General features: G+C 38.2%; 11 protein-coding genes. All 11 read left to right on the plus strand.

What is annotated here, in order from left to right; genetic code table 11:
* Nucleotides 1–405: 405 nt before the first annotated feature.
* The 11 genes from AN34_RS14855 to AN34_RS14905 all read left to right on the plus strand — a co-directional run bounded on the left by AN34_RS14855 (nucleotide 406) and on the right by AN34_RS14905 (nucleotide 21,741).
* Nucleotides 406–4,449, plus strand: coding sequence for a hybrid sensor histidine kinase/response regulator transcription factor (locus AN34_RS14855; protein WP_029286722.1), 4,044 nt, complete (start codon nucleotides 406–408; stop codon nucleotides 4,447–4,449).
* Between the two features lie 88 nt (nucleotides 4,450–4,537).
* The gene (locus AN34_RS14860) at nucleotides 4,538–5,890 is read left to right on the plus strand and encodes a BNR repeat-containing protein (RefSeq protein ID WP_082468424.1); all 1,353 of its coding nucleotides are present in this window, start codon (nucleotides 4,538–4,540) and stop codon (nucleotides 5,888–5,890) included.
* A gap of 11 nt (nucleotides 5,891–5,901) precedes the next feature.
* Entirely contained in the window at nucleotides 5,902–8,061 is a 2,160-nt protein-coding gene (locus tag AN34_RS14865) for a family 43 glycosylhydrolase (protein ID WP_029286725.1), read from the plus strand.
* Nucleotides 8,058–9,188 carry a glycoside hydrolase family 88 protein gene (locus tag AN34_RS14870; protein ID WP_029286726.1) on the plus strand — a complete coding sequence of 377 codons (1,131 nt, stop codon included), beginning with the start codon at nucleotides 8,058–8,060 and terminating at the stop codon, nucleotides 9,186–9,188. Before AN34_RS14865 ends, AN34_RS14870 begins: the two co-directional genes overlap by 4 nt.
* A gap of 11 nt (nucleotides 9,189–9,199) precedes the next feature.
* Entirely contained in the window at nucleotides 9,200–10,444 is a 1,245-nt protein-coding gene (locus AN34_RS14875; protein ID WP_029286728.1) for a DUF2264 domain-containing protein, read from the plus strand.
* Between the two features lie 60 nt (nucleotides 10,445–10,504).
* Nucleotides 10,505–11,623: a glycoside hydrolase family 43 protein gene (locus AN34_RS14880; protein WP_029286729.1), complete on the plus strand. Its 1,119-nt coding sequence runs from the start codon at nucleotides 10,505–10,507 to the stop codon at nucleotides 11,621–11,623.
* A 1,285-nt stretch (nucleotides 11,624–12,908) separates the two neighbouring features.
* Entirely contained in the window at nucleotides 12,909–16,160 is a 3,252-nt protein-coding gene (locus AN34_RS14885) for a TonB-dependent receptor (RefSeq protein WP_197285535.1), read from the plus strand.
* A gap of 25 nt (nucleotides 16,161–16,185) precedes the next feature.
* Entirely contained in the window at nucleotides 16,186–18,165 is a 1,980-nt protein-coding gene (locus AN34_RS14890) for a RagB/SusD family nutrient uptake outer membrane protein (RefSeq protein ID WP_051666611.1), read from the plus strand.
* Nucleotides 18,166–18,192: 27 nt separating this feature from the next.
* Entirely contained in the window at nucleotides 18,193–19,392 is a 1,200-nt protein-coding gene (locus AN34_RS14895) for a DUF5000 domain-containing lipoprotein (RefSeq protein ID WP_029286733.1), read from the plus strand.
* A gap of 73 nt (nucleotides 19,393–19,465) precedes the next feature.
* Nucleotides 19,466–20,689 (plus strand): DUF4998 domain-containing protein, encoded by a 1,224-nt coding sequence (locus AN34_RS14900; RefSeq protein WP_029286734.1) that lies wholly within the window; start codon nucleotides 19,466–19,468, stop codon nucleotides 20,687–20,689.
* An 83-nt stretch (nucleotides 20,690–20,772) separates the two neighbouring features.
* Nucleotides 20,773–21,741, plus strand: coding sequence for a fibronectin type III domain-containing protein (locus AN34_RS14905; RefSeq protein WP_051666613.1), 969 nt, complete (start codon nucleotides 20,773–20,775; stop codon nucleotides 21,739–21,741).
* The last annotated feature ends 147 nt before the right edge of the window (nucleotides 21,742–21,888 follow it).

The raw sequence follows: 21,888 nt of genomic DNA on the forward strand, positions 1-21,888 counted from the left end.
TTATTTTTAAACGGGTGAATTCGGTATGGAATTTAATTGACATCAGGAATTAAACCTTATCGGTTTTTTAAAACCTATAAGGTTTGGTAACTGTTAAAATCAGATTTGATCAAAATCCGGCTATCATTTGATATTTTAATGCTGATCGTTTATCGTTTTTTTAGCCTAATTAGATATACATTTGTTTTGTAATTGGTAGCGGAACTAAAAAAGCGATTTAATAAGCTGAAACAGGGTTAGCGGGTTATCAAAGAGTAGTCTACCCTGGTATTAAGTAATTGGCTTGAATCAATTTTATGGTTTTGCTAAACGGGAATTTTATTCCGGATAGTTTCTAGCTTTGCTCAGAAACTGCCATGCGAAAAAAAGAATATTCATTTAGACCAAATATTATCAGTTTTTACAATGCTAAATCACTTTAAGGTTTTATTTCTTTTTGTTACCTTTTTGGCATTTAATTTTAGTTTGTCTAATGCTCAAACACCTTTTGGTTCTCTTAAATATCTGGGTGTAGAAAATGGTTTATCAAATAATTCAGTCAATTCATTGTATCTGGATCATTTTGGTTTTATGTGGATGGGTACTTATGATGGTTTAAATCGTTATGATGGTTACCATTTTAAAATTTTCAGGAGTGGTTGGGGAGATAAAAGTAATTTAGTTAATAACCACATCACAGTATTAAATGGCGATGGGAAGAACCGGATCTGGGTAGGCACTCAAAAAGGCATTTCTTACTATGATTATGCCGATTCTAAATTTCATCAGTTACTATATCTCGAAAATAAAAAGCAAAAAGATATTAGCTATGCCATCAACGCCATTGCTGTAGCTCAAAATGCGGTATACATGGCAACAGATGAAAAGGGGTTGTTTGTATTGAAGAACAACCGTGAAAAGGCAGAAAGAATTGCTTTTAAAGGAAATAAGGATTTTACCGTAAAAGCCATTTGTACAGATGGGCAACAGCATCTCTGGGTTTTTATTAAAGATGCAGGTTTATGCCAGCTGGATATGAAAACCAATACCATTAGGCTAATTAATACAGATGTCCGTTCGGTAACCAGTGTCATTAAAGGCCTGGGTGAAGATATTTGGATTGGAACAGAAAGAGGACTATTTGTTTATCATACGCTGAATAAAAAGCTCGAAAAATGTAAACAATTGCCAGGAAATGAAAATATAATGCGCCTGATGCTGGATCGTCAGCATAAATTATGGCTGGCTACTGATGGTGGTGGCACTATTGTTTATGATTTAAAAAAGGAGGCGGTTAGTTATCTCTCCGCAGGAAGAGAAAAGGGATTGTTGAGCAGTAATTCTGTTGCACAGATTTATGAAGACCGGGAATCAAGAAAATGGATTGCAACGTTACGTGGCGGCATAAACATCATCGATCCAGAGCAAGGCCAATTCAAAACCATCAGGCGTAATCCGCTAAAAGCTAATTCGCTGATCAATAATTTTATTCTTTCTTTTAGTGAGGATAAGTACCATAACATCTGGATTGGTACTGATGGTGGAGGTTTGAGTGTTTGGAACAGGAAGAAAGATACTTTTACCAATTACACGAAAACTGGTCATACGGGTGCTTTAAGCAGCAATTTTGTAACCAGCATTTTAAATGATGCAGATAACAATATCTGGGTGGCAACTTTTAGTGGTGGTATTGATCGGTTTGATCAGGCTAAGGGCAATTTTATTCATTATCGATGTCATAATTCAGTTAAAGGGGTTGATGAAGATAATCTCTGGAAACTGTACGAGGATCAACAGAAAAATATTTGGGCGGGTACCACAAAGGGAGGCGCACTTTACCGGTATAATAAGGCACTGGATAAATTTGAACTTTTTGACCATCGCCTTAAAGATATTCATACCCTTTTTCAAGATAGTAAAGGACGTTTATGGGCTGGAAATTATAGCCAGATCATCAAGATTGATCCGGTAGGAAAAAAACATGAATATGTGAAGATAAATGCTGCTATTCGTGCCATACAGGAGGCTTCAGGTCATCAGATCTGGATTGGTACTGAAGGAGGAGGCTTACTGCTTTTTGATCCGGAAACTAAAAATATTAAGCGTTACCTGGAAAGTGATGGCTTGCCGAGTAATTCTATTTTAAATATTTTAAAAGATAAAGCTGGTAACTTGTGGTCGAGCACTTATAATGGCTTATCCAGGTTTGATGTGCAGCATAATACCTTTAAAAATTACTTTGCCAATGATGGTTTACAAAGCAACCAATTTAACTATAACGCGGCTTTAAAATTATCAAATGGCGATTTTTTGTTTGGTGGTATCGGAGGATTTAATCTTTTCTCGCCAGATAGCATCAAAAAGAATAAGCGAATACCTAAAATAATCCTCACAGATTTTAAAGTGAATAATATTTCGCTTGATCAGGATTCTACCTATCAGCATACATCGGTGGTTAACCTGGAAAAAATCTCCATTCCATACCAGTCGGCAGTCATTTCTGTTAACTATGCCGCTATTGAATTTTCATTTCAGGATCAGATTTCTTATGCCTATTACCTGGAGGGCTGGGACCGGAACTGGAACTATGTGAATAAATTAAGCACTGCATATTACTCCCGCTTAGATGCAGGAACCTATAAGCTGCATATTAAAAGTACGGATACAGAAGGTGTTTGGGCTAATAACGAAAAGGTGATTACTATCGTTATTTTGCCATCCTGGTACCGTACCTGGTGGGCTTATATTATTTATTTACTTATTGGTTCGGCATTGTTTTACCTCTTTCAAATCTATCGCAACCGCCAACGCAGGTTAAAACACGAAATAGAAAGTGCAAACCTTGAAATAGAACGGGAGAAAGATTTAAATGAGAAAAAACTTAATTTCTTTACCAATATCTCGCATGAACTCAGAACGCCACTTACCTTAATTGTAAACCCCATTAAGGATATTTTAAACCAGAAGGAAGCTGGCACGGAGAAAAATAACCTCAATGTGGTATACCGCAATTCCAGAAGGTTATTAAGTCTGGTTGATCAGCTCCTGCTTTTCAGGAAGACGGAAAGTGAAAATGATGCCCTGAAAATTGTTAAGATTAACCTGTATAGTTTTGCTAAGGAGATTTTCCTGTGCTTTAATTATCTGGCTCAACAGCATCACATCCAATATACCTTTGAGTGTGAAGAGGAAGAATTATATATCTATGCTGATAAAGATAAAATGGAGATCGTTTTATTCAATTTATTATCTAATGCACTAAAATTCACGCCAAAGGGTGGTTATGTTAAATTGGGCATTCAGCAGGTAAATTGTAGTGTAAAAATAGAGGTGAGTGATAGTGGTCCGGGAATACCAGAACATGTGGGTGAAAAGCTTTTTGATAAGTTTTATAAAGTGATGTCTAATGAATCACTTAAAATGGGTTTCGGTATCGGACTCTACCTGGCGAAGAATTTTGTGGAACTGCATCAGGGAAAAATAAGTTTTATTTCTCCTGGGGTAGGTACTGTCTTTTCAATTGAACTCCCAATAGGTGATGCTGGTAGAAACGAAGCCGGAATGGCTTATCAAAGTGAGCTCACCTACGTAAATGAACTTATTGCACAAGAAGAAGATAACGAAGAGAAAAGTAACGACGAAAGTATTGGTAACCTGGAGCTGTTGATCTCTGATCTTCATACCATATTAATTATTGATGATAATGCGGAGATCATTGATTACATCAGGCAGATTTTTAAAGAAAACTTTAGGATTTATACCGCTGCTGATGGTTTGGAAGGATTTAGGTGTTGTAAAGAATACCTGCCTGATATTGTTATTTCTGATGTTAATATGGATGGGCTAAATGGAATTGAGCTGTGTAAGGCGATAAAGGAAGATTCTGCATTGAGCCATATTCCGGTGATTTTACTTACAGCTGATCCAAGCGCAGAAATTAAACTAAAAGGAATTGAGGTAGGGGCGTATGATTTTATCAGTAAGCCTTTTGATAAGGAACTTTTTACAGCGAAGATTAATGGAATTATTAAAAACCGAACCAATCTACAATCGTATTTCTTTAATGAAATTACCCTGAAATCTGATACCCATAAAGTTTCACAAGAGGATAAAGGCTTTCTGCAGAAGTGTATTACCATTATTGAAGACAACCTGATGGAAAATAGTTTTAATGTGAAAATACTCGCTGCTGATTTGGGGATGAGTCATTCTAATCTTTATAAAAAAATAAAGGCAACATCAGGCCAGTCCATTAATAGTTTTATTCGTTTTATCAGGTTACGTAAAGCAGCAGAATTATTAATTAATACCAATCTAAATATTAACGAAGCAGCTTTTAGAGTTGGAATTAACGACACAAAATATTTCAGGGAGCAATTTCAAAAACTTTTTAAGCTTACCCCATCCGAGTTTATTAAAAAACACCGCAAAAGCTTTAACAAATATTATAACATCAATGCTACAGGATAACAGGCAACATATCAAAATGCCCCCCCTAAAGTGTGATTTAACCCCCTGTTTAAATCCATAAATAATCGGTACTTTGAACTTTAACCAAATGATGAAAGTCGAGCAGTTTAATTTCCAAATGCATTTACTGATTAAAAACACACTGATTATTGCGGTATGCTGTATGCTGAGTTTGGCTTGTGTAGCCCAGCGTAATATCAGTACCATTGCAACTAATGGCTGGTCTAACAATTCTGTTAATACGGTAATTTTCAGGAAAAATGCTTTGGTTAGTTTTCGTCACATTCAATATGCAGCATATTATGATGCGGATCAATTTTTAGTGCTTGCCAAAAGGAAACTGAATTCTCCAACCTGGGAAACTTTAAGAACCTCTTATAAAGGTGATGCAGCCGATGCACATAAATCCATCAGTATTATGGTAGATGGAGATGGAATTTTACATGTGGCATGGAGCCAGCATAACAATGCCTTAAATTATGCGCATGCGCTAAGTGCAGGCAGCCTGGTTTTAACTGAGAAAAAACCGATGTTGGCTGATCAGGAGGGCAAGGTGAGTTATCCCGAATTTTATAAACTGGCTAATGGCGATTTATTATTCTTTTATCGGGATGGAGGATCTGGTAACGGCAATCTGGTGATTAATCGCTATGCGATAAAAACAAAAAAATGGAGCAGAATCCAGAATAATCTAATTGATGGCGAAGGGCATAGAAATGCCTATTGGCAGGTTGCAATCGATAAAAAAGGCGTAATCCATATTTCATGGGTGTGGCGTGAAAACCCTGATGTGGCCAGCAACCACGATTTATGTTATGCGAAATCTGCCGATGGCGGGGTCACCTGGCAAAAATCTGATGGTGCACCTTATCAATTGCCTATTCATGCGGGTAATGCCGAATATGCCTTAAAAATTCCGCAAAAAAGTGAGCTCATTAATCAGACTTCTATGTTTGCAGATGCCAATGGCAAAGTGTTTATAGCAAGTTATTGGCGTGAGGAGGGTGAAAGCATTCCGCAATATCATCTGGTTTATAAAACTGATGACGATTGGAAAGTACATCACTTAAATTTTAGAAAAACCGCATTCAGTTTGAGTGGTGGTGGAACCAAGCAGATTCCCATCGCCAGGCCCCAGATTATCGTGTGGAAAAAAGGGAAAAGTTATGCTGCGGGCCTGATCTTTAGAGACAAAGAAAGGGGAAGTAAAGCTTCAATTGCCTTGAATAACGATCTGCAAACAAAGAACTGGACAATAGCGGATTTAACGGCCCAAAGTGTTGGCGATTGGGAGCCCAGTTATGATACCGAATTGTGGAAAAATAGAAAAGTGTTAAGTTTGTTTTTGCAGGATGTAAAACAGATAGACGGCGAAGGAAAAGCCAGTCAGCAACCTACTGCCGTTCAGGTATTGAATTGGGAACCTAAAAAAAATGATTAAGTAAAATTGATATGAATAAAAATAAGACAAAAGCAAGTATACTCGTGTTTTTCGCCATATTTACTTTAAATTTTGGCGTACAGGCACAAGGTAAAAAGCAAATTGGTAACAGTGCTTACTTGTTTGCCTATTTTACTGGGAACGATAAAGCAGAAGAATCTATTCGGTTTGCCATTAGTGAAGATGGCTATCATTATAAAGCCTTAAATAATAATCGGCCAGTTATCTCATCAGAAAAAATTAGTTCAACAGGCGGTGTTCGCGATCCTCATATTTTACGTGGTGCCGATGGAAAGCATTTTTACATGGTGGCAACTGATATGGTATCGGCAAAAGGTTGGGACAGTAACCGGGCAATGGTGTTATTGAAATCGAATGACTTAATTACCTGGAAATCCAGTATTGTTAATATTCAAAAAAAATATCCAAATCAGGAGAATTTGAAACGGGTGTGGGCACCACAAACCATTTATGATCCGGCTGTTAAAAAATACATGGTGTATTGGTCTATGAAACATGGCAATGATCCTGATAAAATTTATTATGCTTATGCCAATGCAGATTTTAGTGACCTGGAGGGAACGCCAAAACAACTGTTTTTTAGTCCCACAAATGGATCCTGTATTGATGGAGATATTATTTACGATAAAGGAAAATACAACCTGTTTTTTAAAACGGAGGGTAATGGAAACGGAATTAAAAAAGCAGTATCAAATGAATTAACTAAGGGCTATGTGTTGGGAGACCGATATTTACAACAAACCACTGATGCGGTTGAGGGTGCCGGGGTTTTTAAGCTAAATGGTTCTGAAGACTATATTTTAATGTATGATGTTTACATGAAAGGACGCTATCAGTTTACCAAATCTAAGGACCTGAACACTTTCAAAATCATTGATGAAGAAGTAACAATGGATTTTCATCCCCGCCATGGAACGGTGATGTCAATCAGTAAAGAAGAAGAAAATCGTTTGTTGAGCAAGTGGTATAGCGCTTCATCAGTATTGCAGGGTGCAAGCAATCCATCCATCAAGCAGAATAACATTGTACTGGATACTGTGGCCAAAACAGTTTATTTGCCTGTTAATGATGGTACGAATCTGAAAGCATTCGATCCGCAATTTTCAAAATTTTCTGGTGTGAGTATTAAGCCTGAAGGAAAGGTTGATTTCTCTAAAGGACCTTTAAATTATAGCCTTAAAATTGGAAGCCAGGCAGCGCAAACTTATGCGGTATCTGTCGCAGTTAATCGCAATCCTGTATTAAATGGCTATTACGCTGACCCTGAAATTTTATATTCAAACAAAACTTCAAAATTTTATTTATATCCTACCAGTGATGGCTTTACCGGCTGGAGTGGCACCTATTTTAAAACTTTTTCATCTGCAGATCTAGTAAACTGGAAAGATGAAGGGGTGATTGTAGATTTAAATAAAGATGTTTCATGGGCAAAGAAAAATGCATGGGCTCCAACAGCAATTGAGAAAAAGATAAACGGTGCATACCAATATTTTTACTATTTCACTGCTGCACAGAAAGTCGGGGTAGCCGTTGCTGATCATCCTGCCGGCCCATTTAAAGATAGCGGGAAACCATTAATTGCCAAAAGACCTGCGGGTATAAAGGGCGGGCAAGAAATTGACCCTGATGTATTCACCGATCCAAAAACCGGAAAAAGTTATTTGTATTGGGGTAATGGATACATGGCTGTTGCAGAATTAAATGACGATATGATCTCCATTGATTCTAATTCCATTAAAATTATTACACCTGATGATAGCTTTCGTGAGGGGACAGAAGTTTTTTATAGAAATGGGAAATACTATTTTTTATGGTCAGAGAATGATACCAGAAGTCCTGATTATGGGGTGAGATATGGCTTTTCTGATTCACCTACCGGAAAAATTACCATTCCCGCAAATAATTTAATTTTATCAAAAAGGCCTGATCAGGGGATTTATGGTACCGGGCATAACAGTGTGATTCAAATTCCGGGTAAAGATGAATGGTACATGGTTTATCACCGTTTTAACAGGCCAAAAGGGATAACCATGGGTGATGCCGCAGGCTACAACCGAGAAGTTTGCATAGATCAAATGAAATTTGATGAAAATGGTCATATTAATAAAGTTACGCCCACATTGGAAGGCATAAACCCGATTCGTAAATGAGAACAATAAAATTATTTTCAATGGCATTTCTTTTAATCTTGTTTTATGGGTTAACAGAAGTACATGCTCAGACAAAGGAAGCTGTACTGGATCAGCTTAATTTAGCCAATCAATACTGGCAGGCTAAAAACAAACCACAGGTTCGTGCTTTTTGGGATCATGCCGCCTACCATACCGGCAATATGGAGCTTTATCAAATCACTAAGAATGAAGCTTACCGCAAATATGCTGAGGATTGGGCGGAACACAACCAATGGATGGGAGCGAAATCTGCCAACAAATCTGAATGGAAATATAACTACGGTGAAACAGATGATCATGTGCTTTTTGGCGACTGGCAAATCTGCTTTCAAACCTATATCGATCTTTACCATATACAACCTGCTGAATACAAAGTGGCTCGTGCAAAAGACGTGATGCAATATGAAATGAGTACACCCAATCATGATTATTGGTGGTGGGCAGATGGTTTGTATATGGTGATGCCGGTAATGACGAAACTTTACAAGTTGACGGGCGATCAAAAATATTCGGATAAGCTTTATGAATATTTTATGTATGCCAATAGCATTATGTATGATCAGGAAGCGAAGCTTTATTACCGCGATGCCAAATATGTTTATCCCAAACATAAAAGTACCAATGGCAAAAAAGATTTCTGGGCGAGGGGTGATGGATGGGTTTTCGCAGGTTTAGCTAAAGTGTTAAAAGATCTTCCTAAAAATGACCCACACCGGGCAGAATACCTTAGCAAATACCAAAACATGGCGAAGGCTATTGCAAAATCTCAGCAAAAAGAAGGCTATTGGACACGGAGTATTCTAGATCCTGAACATGCGCCTGGCGCAGAAACCAGCGGAACTGCTTTTTTTACGTATGGCTTGATTTGGGGCATTAACAATGGCTACTTAAAAGAGAAAACATATCTTCCTGCAGCAAAAAAGGCATGGAAATATTTATCAGAAACGGCCTTGCAAAAGGATGGAAAAGTGGGATATGTACAACCGATTGGTGAAAAAGCCATTCCCGGACAAGTAGTAGATGCAAATTCAACAGCCAATTTTGGTGTAGGTGCTTTTTTGTTGGCAGGCTGTGAAATGTATCGTTATTTATCAAATCAAAAATAAAGCTCAATTCAATGAAAGTAAAAAATATTGCTCTTGCTTTTTTAATGCTGATGTGCCTTGGCGGATCGGCAATTGCACAGAAAGTAAAAAGTAAAAAAAGTGCAATGCTTAACGACAGGCAATTCTGGATCCAGCAGATGGATAAAATGGTTCGCCCGGTGTTACAGAATTTAGCCAATGATAGCTTGCGGATTGCGATGCCAAAAGTAACCTCAGTTCATGTTGATAATAAAGAACACCGGATTAAAGTACAATACGTAGAAGTTTTAGGTCGGGTGTTAAGTGGCATTGCGCCATGGTTACAATTGGAAGGTGGTGCTGTGGAAGAGGTCGCTTTAAGGAAGCAATATCGCGAATGGGCATTAAGCGGATTAAAGAATGCATTGGATTCTAATGCCAAAGATTTTATGAATTTTGATATTGGCGGGCAACAATTGGTTGATGCTTCCTATGTGGCGCTGGCCGTGGTGCGTGCGCCCTGGTTATGGGAAAACCTGGACAAGAAAAACCAAACCTTATTGATGAAATCCATTGTCACTACCCGAAAATTTAAGCCTGTATTTTCTAACTGGCTATTGTTTTCTGCAATGAATGAGGCCTTTTTAGCCAAATTTGGTTATGACTGGGATCCCATGCGTGTAGATTATGCACTCCAGCAAATGGAGCAATGGTATACTGGTGACGGGATGTATACTGATGGCACCTCATTCGCTTTTGACTATTACAATAGTTACGTAATTCATCCTTACCTGGCGGCGCTTTCAGAAATTATTGGCAAAAAAACCAATGCCTATAAAGATATGTTCGAGAAGATTAAGAAACGTAATGAAAGATATGCCATCATTCAGGAACGATTAATTAATGCAGATGGAACATATCCTGCAACTGGTCGCTCGATCATTTATCGTGGTGCTGCATTTCATCATTTAGCGGATATGGCTTTTCGAAAAGCATTGCCAAAGCAGTTATCTGCTGAACAGGTTCGCTGTGCATTGACTGCCGTGATCAAAAAAACATTAGAAAGCCCTACCACCTATAAAAAAGGTTGGTTAACCATCGGTTTATATGGTGAGCAACCGGAGTTGGGCGATTTTTATAATAACCAGGGTAGTCCTTATATTGCTTCAAATATTTTTCTACCGCTAGGCTTGCCCGCCAGTGACCCATTTTGGGCAAATCTACCAGCAAAATGGAGTGCACAGAAAATTTGGAGTGGTGAAAATTTTAAAAATGACCACAGCGAAAATTTAAAGTAAAAACCAAAAAGTAAGTGTTTATTAACTCATTCACTTTTAATTAAACCAAACAAATTAGTTATGAATAAGAAGATCAATTTTATCTTATGCTTTTTAACCCTCTCTTTATTTACCTATCAGTTTGCTTCTGCTCAGCAAAAATACACTTCATTTACGCCGGGCAAAATATGGAAGGATGATAAAGGCGTACACATTAATGCGCATGGTGGTGGTATTGTTGAACATAAAGGCACCTATTATTGGTTTGGTGAACATAAAATTGAAGGTGAAAAGGGAAATACCGCACAGGTTGGGGTTCATTGCTATTCTTCGAAAGATTTATATAACTGGAAAGATGAAGGTATTGCGCTATCGGTTTCTGATGACCTAAAAAGTGATATTGCAAGAGGCTGTATTTTAGAGAGACCAAAGGTAGTTTACAATAAGAAAACAAAGAAATTTGTAATGTGGTTCCACCTGGAGCTTCTAGGTAAAAGTTATGAAGCTGCCCGGAGTGGTGTGGCTGTAGCAGATAGACCTAATGGTCCGTATACTTTTATCAAAAGTTATCGTCCAAATGCGGGTAAGATGCCATTTTATGCTGCTGGAACACCTGAAGCTGAAAAGGTAAATTGTGAAAATCCGGCTAATAAAAGCGATGGCTTTTTCTGCAGGGATTTACCTGGCGGACAGATGGCAAGAGATATGACTGTTTTTGTTGATGATGATGGCAAGGCTTATCACGTTTTTTCTTCTGAAGAGAATTTTACCTTACACTTAGCCGAATTAAGCCCGGATTATTTGAGTCATACTGGTAAGTTCATCAGAATTTATGTAGGACATCAAACAGAGGCACCAGCTTTATTCAAGAAAAATGGCATCTATTATATGGTGGGGTCTGGTTGCACAGGTTGGGCTCCTAATCCGGCCAGATGGTTTAAGGCCAGTTCCATTTGGGGACCATGGACCTATATGGGGAACCCTTGTCAGGGGCCTGGTGCAAACATTACTTACGGTGGGCAAAGCACCCACATTCTTCCTGCTCCCGGAAAGAAAGGAGATTTTATTTTTATGGCAGATAAATGGGAACCTAAAAACGCCATTGACGGTCGTTACCTATGGTTGCCGATTAAATTTGAAGGCGATAAGCTCACTATAAACTGGCAGGATGAGTGGAATTTGAGTACGTTTAGTAAATAAGAACTTAACATATTTCCAATAAACTTACGAAGTTCTCCCAGGCTTCCGGCCTTTGAAACTTCGTAAGTTGGCTAATTGACTTACGAAGTTTTGATGGGATTGTGCGCAGGCAAACTTCGTCAGTCTAAACACTTAATAATTTACTTATCTAAACTTGAGTTTCATTTTTGATCTCTATTAAACTGACGAAGTTCTGCCCCGCTTTTGGCTTTTAAAACTTCGTAAGCTGGCTAATTGATTGACGAAGTTTTGATGGGAGGGTGTGCAGGAGGAACTTCGCCAGTCTACATTAATTGAACACTTAATCATCTTGCTCTATTTGTTTAAACTTGAGTTTCATTTCTGATCTCTAATAAACTGACGAAGTTCTGCCACCCTTTAGGCCTTTAAAACTTCGTAAGTTGGCTAATTGATTGACGAAGTTTTGATGGGAGGGTGTGCAGGAGGAACTTCGTCAGTCTAAATTAACTGAACACTTAATCGCCTTACTCTTCTTATTTAAACTTGAGTTTCATTCTAGAACTCCAATAAACTGACGAAGTTCTGCCCCGCTTTTGGCCTTTGAAACTTCGTAAGCTGGCTAATTGATTGATGAAGTTTTGTTGGGAGGGTGTGTAGGGAGAACTTCGTCAGTCTGAATTAACAGCTAATCTTTTCTTATCTAAACTTGGGTTTCATCCATGATCTCTATTAAACTGACGAAGTTCTTCCCTGCTTTTGGCTTTTAAAACTTCGTAAGTTGGCCAATTGACTGACGAAGTTTTGCCCCGATTTGAACTTTTAAACTTCATAAATTCCTATACTCGAAAAGCTTTTTAAATCATATTGTCAGAGAATAAATTCGTAAATATAAAAAGTCTTATTTTAATTTTAAGGTGCATTGATTTTTAATCCAAAACAATAGGTGTCAAAAAGCAATTAATCCTTTAGGTAAATCGCTATTGAAATACAAACATTTTTCTAAATAAATAAACGTTATCGTAACGATTAAAACATCAATAAATCACAAAAAGCACCTTTAATAGGTGAAAAATAACAATTCAACCCCTAAATATTACTGTTATACCCCTCACTACGGGTATGATTTTAATGGTTAATTTGTTAAATACTAATCATAACCAAATATTAAAAGCAAATTTCTGAGTACAATATATTTTACATCATCGTAATTGTGTAACTGCTTTTACGGTAAAATATAATGATCTATCTACATCCAGGCCAGATGATAGATGGGCGTGCTCAGAAGCAACTAATCAAACAACTAATAACTAACCAAAACCAAACAATGAAAAAAACCTACAAAAGAAAGGTCCAGGATTCGGGCTGCTTATTTTTCCGTGGAAGTGTATTTCGAAGGCTATTGGGCATACTGTTGCTCACAATGCTTTATTTCTCTGCTTTTGCTCAAAATGAAGTTAGCGTTAAGGGAGTAGTAAAAGATACCGTTGGCGGTTTGCCCGGTGTGAATGTTAAGGTCTCCGGAACGAATAGAGGGATATCTACAGATGATATGGGGAGATATAACATTAAAGTTGCACGCTCTGGGAAATTGCTTTTTTCACTGATTGGTTATAAACCCGTAACCAAAACAGTGGCTGATTATGAACGTGGAAGCGATGGTGTTTACACCATTAACATCGTCTTGAAATCGGATGCCAACTCACTGGAGGATGTGGCGATTGTAGGTTTTGGAACACAAAAGAAAACCAGTGTAATCAGCTCCATCACCTCTATTAATCCTAAAGAACTTAAGGGGCCAACCAGTAACCTAACAACCATGTTAGCGGGTAGAGTAGCGGGTATGATCTCTTCTCAGCGAAGTGGTGAGCCTGGAGCAGATAATGCTCAGTTTTTTATTCGGGGTTTGGGAACTTTTGGTGCGGGTAAGCAAGATCCGTTAATTTTAATTGACGGAATTGAATCCAGCAGCAATGATATGGCCCGATTGCAGGCCGATGATATTTCATCTTTTAATGTTTTAAAGGACGCAACGGCGTCAGCAGTTTATGGTGCGCGTGGTGCAAATGGTGTTATATTAATCCTAACCAAATCAGGAGAGGCTGGTTTAACCAAGTTTAGTTTCAGGGCAGAAAGTTCTATCTCAGCCAATACCAATAATTTTAAGTTTGCAGATAATGTAACTTATATGAAAATGGCTAATGAAGCAGCGCTTACACGTAATCCATTGGCCATATTACCCTATGTACAAACCAAAATTGATGCAACTGCAGCCGGAGAAAACCCATTATTATATCCCAATAACAACTGGATCGATCAGCTGATTAAAAAATATACCATTAATAACCGGTATAACCTGAATATATCAGGCGGTGGGTCTAAAGTGATCTACTACATTGCCGGTACTTACAATATTGATAATGGTGTGTTAAAGGTCGATAATCTGAATAACTTCAATAACAATATTAAACTCAAAAATTATTCTGTACGTTCAAACATTAACATCAATCTGACACCAACGCTTGAAGGAATTGTGAGGGTATATGGCCAGTTTGATGACTACAGCGGACCTATTGGTGGTTTTGATGATAATGGAAATAGAATAAATGGTGGGCAAAAAATATTTAATCAGGCCATCTGGTCTAATCCGGTAATGTTCCCTGCAGTATATCCTTCTAGCTATTCTCCATTTACCAACCATCCGCTATTTGGTAATGCATTATCTCCAACTGGTGGACTTTACACTAACCCGTACGCAGAAATGGTTAAAGGGTATGAAGATCAGAATGCTTCTACCCTGCAAACCCAGCTGGAATTAAAGCAAGATCTAAAATTTCTCACTCCTGGATTGAATGCAAGGTTAATGACCTATGCCAGGCGATATTCTTATTTTAATATCACCCGCCAGTATAACCCCTTTTATTATAATGCACAAGAGCAGCCTGATGGATCATTATCACTTAATCTAATGAATAGTGGTACTGCGCCAACCATAGGTACACCGGGAAGAGAATATTTAGATTATGCTGAAGGCAGGAAAGATTTAAATTCTACCTTTTACGTGGAAGCAGCATTAAACTACAGCAGGATATTTAAGGAAAAACACGCTGTAAGCGGAATGCTCATTACCACCATGCGTAATTATTTAGCGGGTAATCCGGGTAGTTTACAACTTTCTTTACCATCACGAAACCAAGGTGTATCAGGTAGGGCAACCTACGGTTATGACAATAAATATTTAGCAGAATTTAACTTTGGTTATAACGGATCTGAACGTTTTGCAGCTAATAATCGCTTCGGATTCTTCCCGTCCTTTGGTTTAGGTTATGTGGTATCTAATGAAAACTTTTTTAAGCCCCTACTCAACGTAGTCAATAGCTTAAAATTAAGGGCCACTTACGGCTTGGTTGGTAATGACCAGATTGGAGCAGCAGCAGATCGTTTTTTCTATATGTCGGAGGTTAATATGAACAATCCTAATTATGGGGCGGCATTTGGAGACGATTGGCTTGGTAATTATAAAAACGGTATCTCTATTTCCCGATATGCAAATCCATTGATTACCTGGGAAACTTCTAAGCAAATTAATTTGGGTTTAGATTTAAGAGTCTTGAATGCACTGGATATTAACGTGGATGTTTATCAGGCCAAACGCTCAGGCATTTTATCATCCAGAGCCTACATTCCAAGTACCATGGGCTTACAGGCAAATATTCAGGCCAATACCAATAAAGCAGAAAGTAAGGGCGTAGATGTAGCCATGAACTATAACAAATCATTTGGCAACAGTATGTTTCTTCAATTAAGGGGGAACTTTACCTATGCTGCCAATAAATTTGTAGTATATGATGAAACCAATTATAGTCCAAATGAAACTTACCGTTACCACGTTGGCCAGCCTATTAAACAAACCTTTGGCTATATAGCAGAACGGTTATTTGTGGATGATGCAGAGGCGAAAAATTCTCCGCGACAATTATCAGGCACACCTGGAGTTACTTATGGCGGTGGTGATATTAAATACCGTGATATTAATGGAGATGGTTTAATTAGTGAGGCAGATCAGGTTCCGATCGGGCTGCCAACTTCTCCTGAGATTATTTATGGTTTTGGAGGCACCTTTGGCTACAAAGGGTTTGATATTTCCGCTTTCTTTCAGGGCTCTGCCCGTTCTTCATTTTTCATTAATCCTCAAAACATTGCCCCTTTTGTTCAAAATGGTGGATCACAAAATGGCTTGTTAAGTCAGGTGGCCAGTAGCTATTGGTCTGAAGAAAACCGGAACAGTTACGCTTTCTGGCCACGTTTAAGCTCAAATTTTGTCGATAACAATAATCAGGTATCTACCTGGTGGATGCGGAATGGCTCATTTTTAAGATTAAAAAGTATTGAATTGGGTTATACGCTAAACAATAGCACCTTATCAAGATTAGGCCTCAAAAATTTCAGGGCCTACGTTAATAGCACCAACCTTGCCATGATTAGCAGCTTTAAATTATGGGATACTGAAATGGGTGGAAACGGATTAGGCTATCCCATTCAGATGGTCTATAATTTAGGTTTAAGCGTATCATTCTAAGGTGGTCATTTTAAAAAATACAAACATGAACTTAAAAAATATCTTAACTCACAATATAGTAAATGGCGTAAGAAAAGCACTTTTGCCAATTATTTTAGGGGCAGTTTTGCTGGTTGCGCCATCTTGTAAAAAATATCTTGATGTCATACCAGATAACGTTGCAACTATTGATAATGCTTTCGCATTAAGAAATGAAGCAGAGAGGTACCTCTACACTTGCTATTCATTTTTACCTCAAAACGGAAATCCATTGTATAATGTTGGATACATGTCTGGCGATGAAGTTTGGACCCCGCTTGATGAAAGAGAATTTATTTCCTATGGTTTTCGAAGTGCCCGTGGCGGGCAAAGTGCAGCCAACCCATATCTTGATGCCTGGAATGGAAATAATCAAGGCGGTGGTTCGGGAAGTAATTATGGCTTGTTTAAAGCTATCAGAAATTGTAATCTTTTTTTGGAGAATGTATCAGATGAAACTAAGGTTAGAGATCTTAGGCTCGATGAGCGAAAACGATGGATAGCCGAAGTGAAATTTTTAAAGGCCTACTATAATTTTTACCTGTTAAGGATGTATGGCCCTATTCCATTAATAGATAAAAATCTGGATATCAGTGCACCAGAAGAGGCAGTTAGGGTGAAACGAATGCCTTTTGATGATTGCGTAAACTATATCTCTAACTTATTGGATGAGGCAGCGGCCGATTTACCCCTTACCATTGCAGAAAAAAGTACACAGCTGGGAAGAGCAACAAAACCTATCGCATTAGCGGTTAAAGCTAAGTTACTGCTTACTGCAGCAAGCCCGTTATTTAATGGGAATACCGATTATTCAAATTTTAAAGATAAACAGGGTATCTCGCTGATGAATACGGCTTATGATGCAAATAAGTGGAAAAAGGCAGCTACTGCGGCAAAGGCGGCTATTGATGCGTGTAGTGCTGCCGGATTTAAACTTTATGAATTTCCTGGCTCTACTTTTAAACTATCAGATACGACCAAAAGACAGCTTACCATTAAAGGTGCACTGACGGAAAGATTTGGTTTAAATACAGAACACGTGTGGGCCAATCCAAACAGTACGACATCATTTTTACAACGGGCATCTATGGCAAGATTGGTCACAGCGGTTACTACCAATGATGCCAGAGAACAGCTTGCTGCGCCAATTAAAATTGCAGAAATGTTCTATACCAAAAACGGAGTGCCAATAAATGAAGATAAAACTTTAAACTTTAATAACCGGTATGCGGTAAGAACTGCTGTTAACAGTGAACGTTTTTACATTAAACCAGGTTACCAGACAGCCCGTTTAAACTATGATCGGGAGCCAAGGTTTTACGCTGACTTAGGTTTTGACGGCGGTGTATGGTATAAGTATGATAGTCCAACCAATTCTGATGAAGGCACTTTTGTATTGGAAGGTAAATCTACGCAATTGGCTGGAGCCAGTAATTTTGGCTGGTATAATGAAACAGGTTACTACATAAAAAAGGTAGTAGACTGGAATATGATTAATGGTACTAATGGTGCAACATTCAGAGAATATCCCTGGCCAGAAATTCGTTTGGCAGATCTTTATTTAATGTATGCAGAAGCACTTAACGAAACTTCGGCTTCGCCAGATGCAGATGTGTATACTTATATTAACCTGATTAGAGCCCGTGCCGGATTGGGTACCGTTCAAGATTCATGGACCACCTATTCCAACAATCCAGGTAAATACACTACCCAGGCTGGCATGCGTGAAATTATCCACCAGGAACGCTTAATTGAACTTGCTTTTGAAGGCAATCGCTACTGGGATATCAGGCGCTGGAAACAAGCAGCAGAAGTATTCAACCAATCTATAACCGGATGGAGCGTTTTTCAGCCTACAACTTCTGAATACTACCGCGTGAGGACCATTTTTGCCCAAAATTTTATTGCGCCACGTGATTATTTATGGCCGTTGAGAACTTATGATTTAACTGTTAATCCTAACCTGGTTCAAAACCCGGGCTGGTAAGTATTATTAATCAAAAATAATTTAGACATGAAAAAAAATAGATTAACCCTATATACCTTACTGTTTGGTTTAACGGTAATATTTGCTGGTTGTAAACAGGATAAGCTGGAGCCATTGGAAACGAGTACAAACCCACCCGGAACGGTTTCAAACGTTGTCGTAGAAAACGGGGCAGGATTTGCAAAATTAAGTTATGTACTTCCGACAGATAAAAATCTCCTGTATGTTAAGGCTGTATATTCTTTAGCAAATGGCCGTGTAATGGAGGTAAAATCTTCTTACTACAACAGTACATTAACCGTTGAAGGTTTTGGAGATACCAACACCCATGAAGTTAAACTTTATGCGGTAAATAGAAGTGAGGTTCCTTCTGCAGCGGTTTCTGTAAGTGTTAAGCCGTTGGAAAATCCAATATGGGATGTATATAGAAGCTTAAAAGTAATTCCAGATTTTGGGGGACTGAAGTTTACTGCCGCTAACCTGTTGAAAGCCGATTTATCTATTGAGATTATGAAGCAGGATAATGGAAAATACCAGCCTACAGCAAAAAATATTTATACTTCTGCAGCAGATATTAACCAATCTGTTAGGGGCCTTGATACCATTGCACAAAAATTTGCCATTACCATAAGAGATCGATGGCTGAATTATACAGATACCCTTTATACTACCTTAAAACCATTATACGAAACGGCCATTCCGAAATCTGGTTACAGGGCTGTAAATTTACCAACTGATGTTGGGCAGGAATATTCGGGTACAGGCATAGATAAAATGTGGGATAAAGACATCATTAACTGGCCAAATATATCACTCACAAAGCCTGGGGTGCTTACTCCACAATGGGTAACTTTTGATATCGGGAAATTGGTCAATTTAAGCAGGATTGTAATCTGGGGCTATCCAGAATATTTAAATTCCGGAAGAGCATATTATTACGGCGGTAACCTGAAAGATTTTGAAGTTTGGGGATCGGATAACCCACCGAGCGATGGTAGCTTTAACAATTGGGTTAAGCTGGGCACCTTTACTACAGTTAAACCTTCAGGTAGTGCTTATGGCATACAAACCAGCGAAGATTATAATTATGCTAACGCAGGTATCAGTTACAGCTTCGATATTAAGTCTCAAAAATTCAGGTATATCAGAATTAAAAGTATTAAAAACTTTCAGGGATCAACATTTATGTCGGTTGCCGAACTTCAGGTTTATGGCGATCCGAGATAATCGTTAATTTATAAAAAGGGTATTTGTCACATCAAAAATTAATGTCGCCAACGATATTTTAAAGTTATATCACATGAAAAATATTATAAAAAAGATTAAAGGGCTGCAATGGCTTGCGCTCTCTTTAATGGTTACCGGTTTTATTTCATCTTGCTCTAAAATGGATGATTATAAAAAGTTTTTAGCCAATGGAGAAATATCTTATACGGGTAAGCTAGACTCTATTAAAATCATGTCTGGCAATTCACGTGTCCTACTAAAAGGTTTATTCTTATCCGATCCTAAAATTACGCAGTGTAAAGTGTATTGGAATAACATGGCCGATTCTGTAATCATTCCTGTAACCAGAAAAAATGCTGTAGATAGTCTGAGTTTTTCCATAAATAACATGAAGGAAGGTATTCAGAATTTCACCATTTATACCGTAGATAATATAGGTAACAAGTCGATTCCGGTATATAAAACAGGTAGGGTTTATGGGAGCCGCTACCAATCTTCATTAAGTAACCGTGTAGTTTCATCGGCCCTTACACTACAGAATGGAGATACCAGAATTATTTTTGAGGGTATGGACAGATTAACAGGTGTATTTGCAACTGATGTAACCTATACCAATAATGCAAATTTGGTTAAAACCATGCGTGTTTCTATAAACACAGATACCGCTGTTATCAAAAACTTCAAATTAAGCAGCAATATCAATTATCGCACCCTGTTTTTACCGGATACGGTTAGCGTTGATACTTTTAAATCTGACATTGCCAGTTTATATGTTCCACGTTACATTGAACAAGATATCACGGCTACTTATTTAAAAAATACGGGTCCGTTTACCAGGGCTGCCTATGATGGATCAAGATGGGGAACCTTAGCGGATTGGATTACTAATGCTGCTGCGAAAAACATTGCTAATAACCAGTACGGAGGTTACGAATTTAAAGGTGGTGTAGGCGTATTATCATTTGAATCTGGATGGGGGATCAATACACCTGTTACCAATGGTTTAATTTACCAAACCATTACTCTGCTTGCGGGGAGCTATGCTTTCCAGCTTTATGGCGTCGATCAGAATACTGGTGGTACCAGATACATGGCCGTAGCTGAAGGTAATACACTTCCAAACATCAGTGATATCGTGTCGAAGGCAATTGCCTATACTAATATTTCTAATGGTGTATTGAAATTTACGCTGAATAAGCAGACAACTGTTTCTGTAGGCTTTGCCGTTTCTATAGCCAATACAGGGCAATACATTAAAGTTGGCAGTGTAAAACTATTTAGCCAGTCTTACCAATAAGGATTCAGAAACCATAAATACTTATGAAAGAATACGTGTTTCTTACACTTAATTAATATTTTCTAACCTTTAAACTATCTAAAATGAAAAAACAATTTAAAAATTATTTCGTATTAAGTTATGCGATTATTGCCATGTTTACCGCATGCAAAAAAAATGAAAATGCAGAAATTTCGCACCCATCTAAAACCGAGTTGACAGGTAAGCCAGCTACCATTAGCGCTGCATCAAGCGCTGACAGTGTCACATTTAAATTCCCTCCCTTGCATATTGTGGGCTCAACAGTGGTAGCAGCAGATATAGAGGTGCTTACTGATGGTGGTAACGCCGTAATTGAAAGAGGCATGGTTTGGGGCACAGCACCGAATCCTTCGGTCACAAATAGTAAAGTAAAGCATGGTAATGCGGGTCTGGGAAAATTTAGAATAATGCTTAAGGGGCTTACGCCAAAAACCACCTATTATGCCAGGGCTTATGCCATTAATGGGAATGGGGTGAGTTACAGCACTCAGGTTACTTTCAAAACCATAGCAAAAGGTAATATCACTTATACCTTTAATAAATCTGCAAACCCAACAGCGCAAGAACTTGCAGCTTATGGCAGGTTGCAGGTGGCTATTGATAGTGCGGTTTGGTACCTTGAAAATTACACATCTGCAACTAAACACCTCTACTTAAATTATGATAGTGGAGTACCAACTGCAGATGCAAATAATGAGGGTTGGATGAGATTTGGAAGCAATTCTTCCTATCAGAACCTGCGGACTATGCTCCATGAATCTGATCATTCATTAGGCACAGGAACTTCATCATGGTGGTCAAATCATATTGTAAGCGGTAAACTTGAGGCACCTAGCGTAACATCACTATTGCGGATTATATTAAATGATAGTACCGCAAAGCTTAGTGGCGATTCGCAACACTGGTGGCCATATGGTCTCAATCAAAATTCTGAAGTTTCATCTAGCTGGGATTATGTGTACAATTGTTTAATTCTCGAAGCCATGCGTAAAGATGGTTTAACCGAATTCAGTGGTGCGTATAACCCGTAGTCATTACTTCTAAATTTAATTACTCATGCAGCCGTTAACAGCAGGTGCATGAGTAATTATTTCTGATAACCATATGCGTCTTTTAAGCTTTCCTTTAAAAGATGATTTATCTTCTTAAAAATTTTGATTCCCCTATCTCAGGTTGCT

Origin of the sequence: Pedobacter sp. R20-19 (genome assembly GCF_000708265.2) — a bacterium.
Lineage (GTDB): Bacteria > Bacteroidota > Bacteroidia > Sphingobacteriales > Sphingobacteriaceae > Pedobacter.

Excerpts from the sequence above, each read along its gene's own strand:
- AN34_RS14855 (WP_029286722.1), top strand. The coding sequence starts at position 406 with ATGCTAAATCACTTTAAGGTTTTATTTCTTTTTGTTACCTTTTTGGCA.
- AN34_RS14860 (WP_082468424.1), top strand. The coding sequence starts at position 4,538 with ATGATGAAAGTCGAGCAGTTTAATTTCCAAATGCATTTACTGATTAAA.
- AN34_RS14865 (WP_029286725.1), top strand. The coding sequence starts at position 5,902 with ATGAATAAAAATAAGACAAAAGCAAGTATACTCGTGTTTTTCGCCATA.
- AN34_RS14870 (WP_029286726.1), top strand. The coding sequence starts at position 8,058 with ATGAGAACAATAAAATTATTTTCAATGGCATTTCTTTTAATCTTGTTT.
- AN34_RS14875 (WP_029286728.1), top strand. The coding sequence starts at position 9,200 with ATGAAAGTAAAAAATATTGCTCTTGCTTTTTTAATGCTGATGTGCCTT.
- AN34_RS14880 (WP_029286729.1), top strand. The coding sequence starts at position 10,505 with ATGAATAAGAAGATCAATTTTATCTTATGCTTTTTAACCCTCTCTTTA.
- AN34_RS14885 (WP_197285535.1), top strand. The coding sequence starts at position 12,909 with ATGAAAAAAACCTACAAAAGAAAGGTCCAGGATTCGGGCTGCTTATTT.
- AN34_RS14890 (WP_051666611.1), top strand. The coding sequence starts at position 16,186 with ATGAACTTAAAAAATATCTTAACTCACAATATAGTAAATGGCGTAAGA.
- AN34_RS14895 (WP_029286733.1), top strand. The coding sequence starts at position 18,193 with ATGAAAAAAAATAGATTAACCCTATATACCTTACTGTTTGGTTTAACG.
- AN34_RS14900 (WP_029286734.1), top strand. The coding sequence starts at position 19,466 with ATGAAAAATATTATAAAAAAGATTAAAGGGCTGCAATGGCTTGCGCTC.
- AN34_RS14905 (WP_051666613.1), top strand. The coding sequence starts at position 20,773 with ATGAAAAAACAATTTAAAAATTATTTCGTATTAAGTTATGCGATTATT.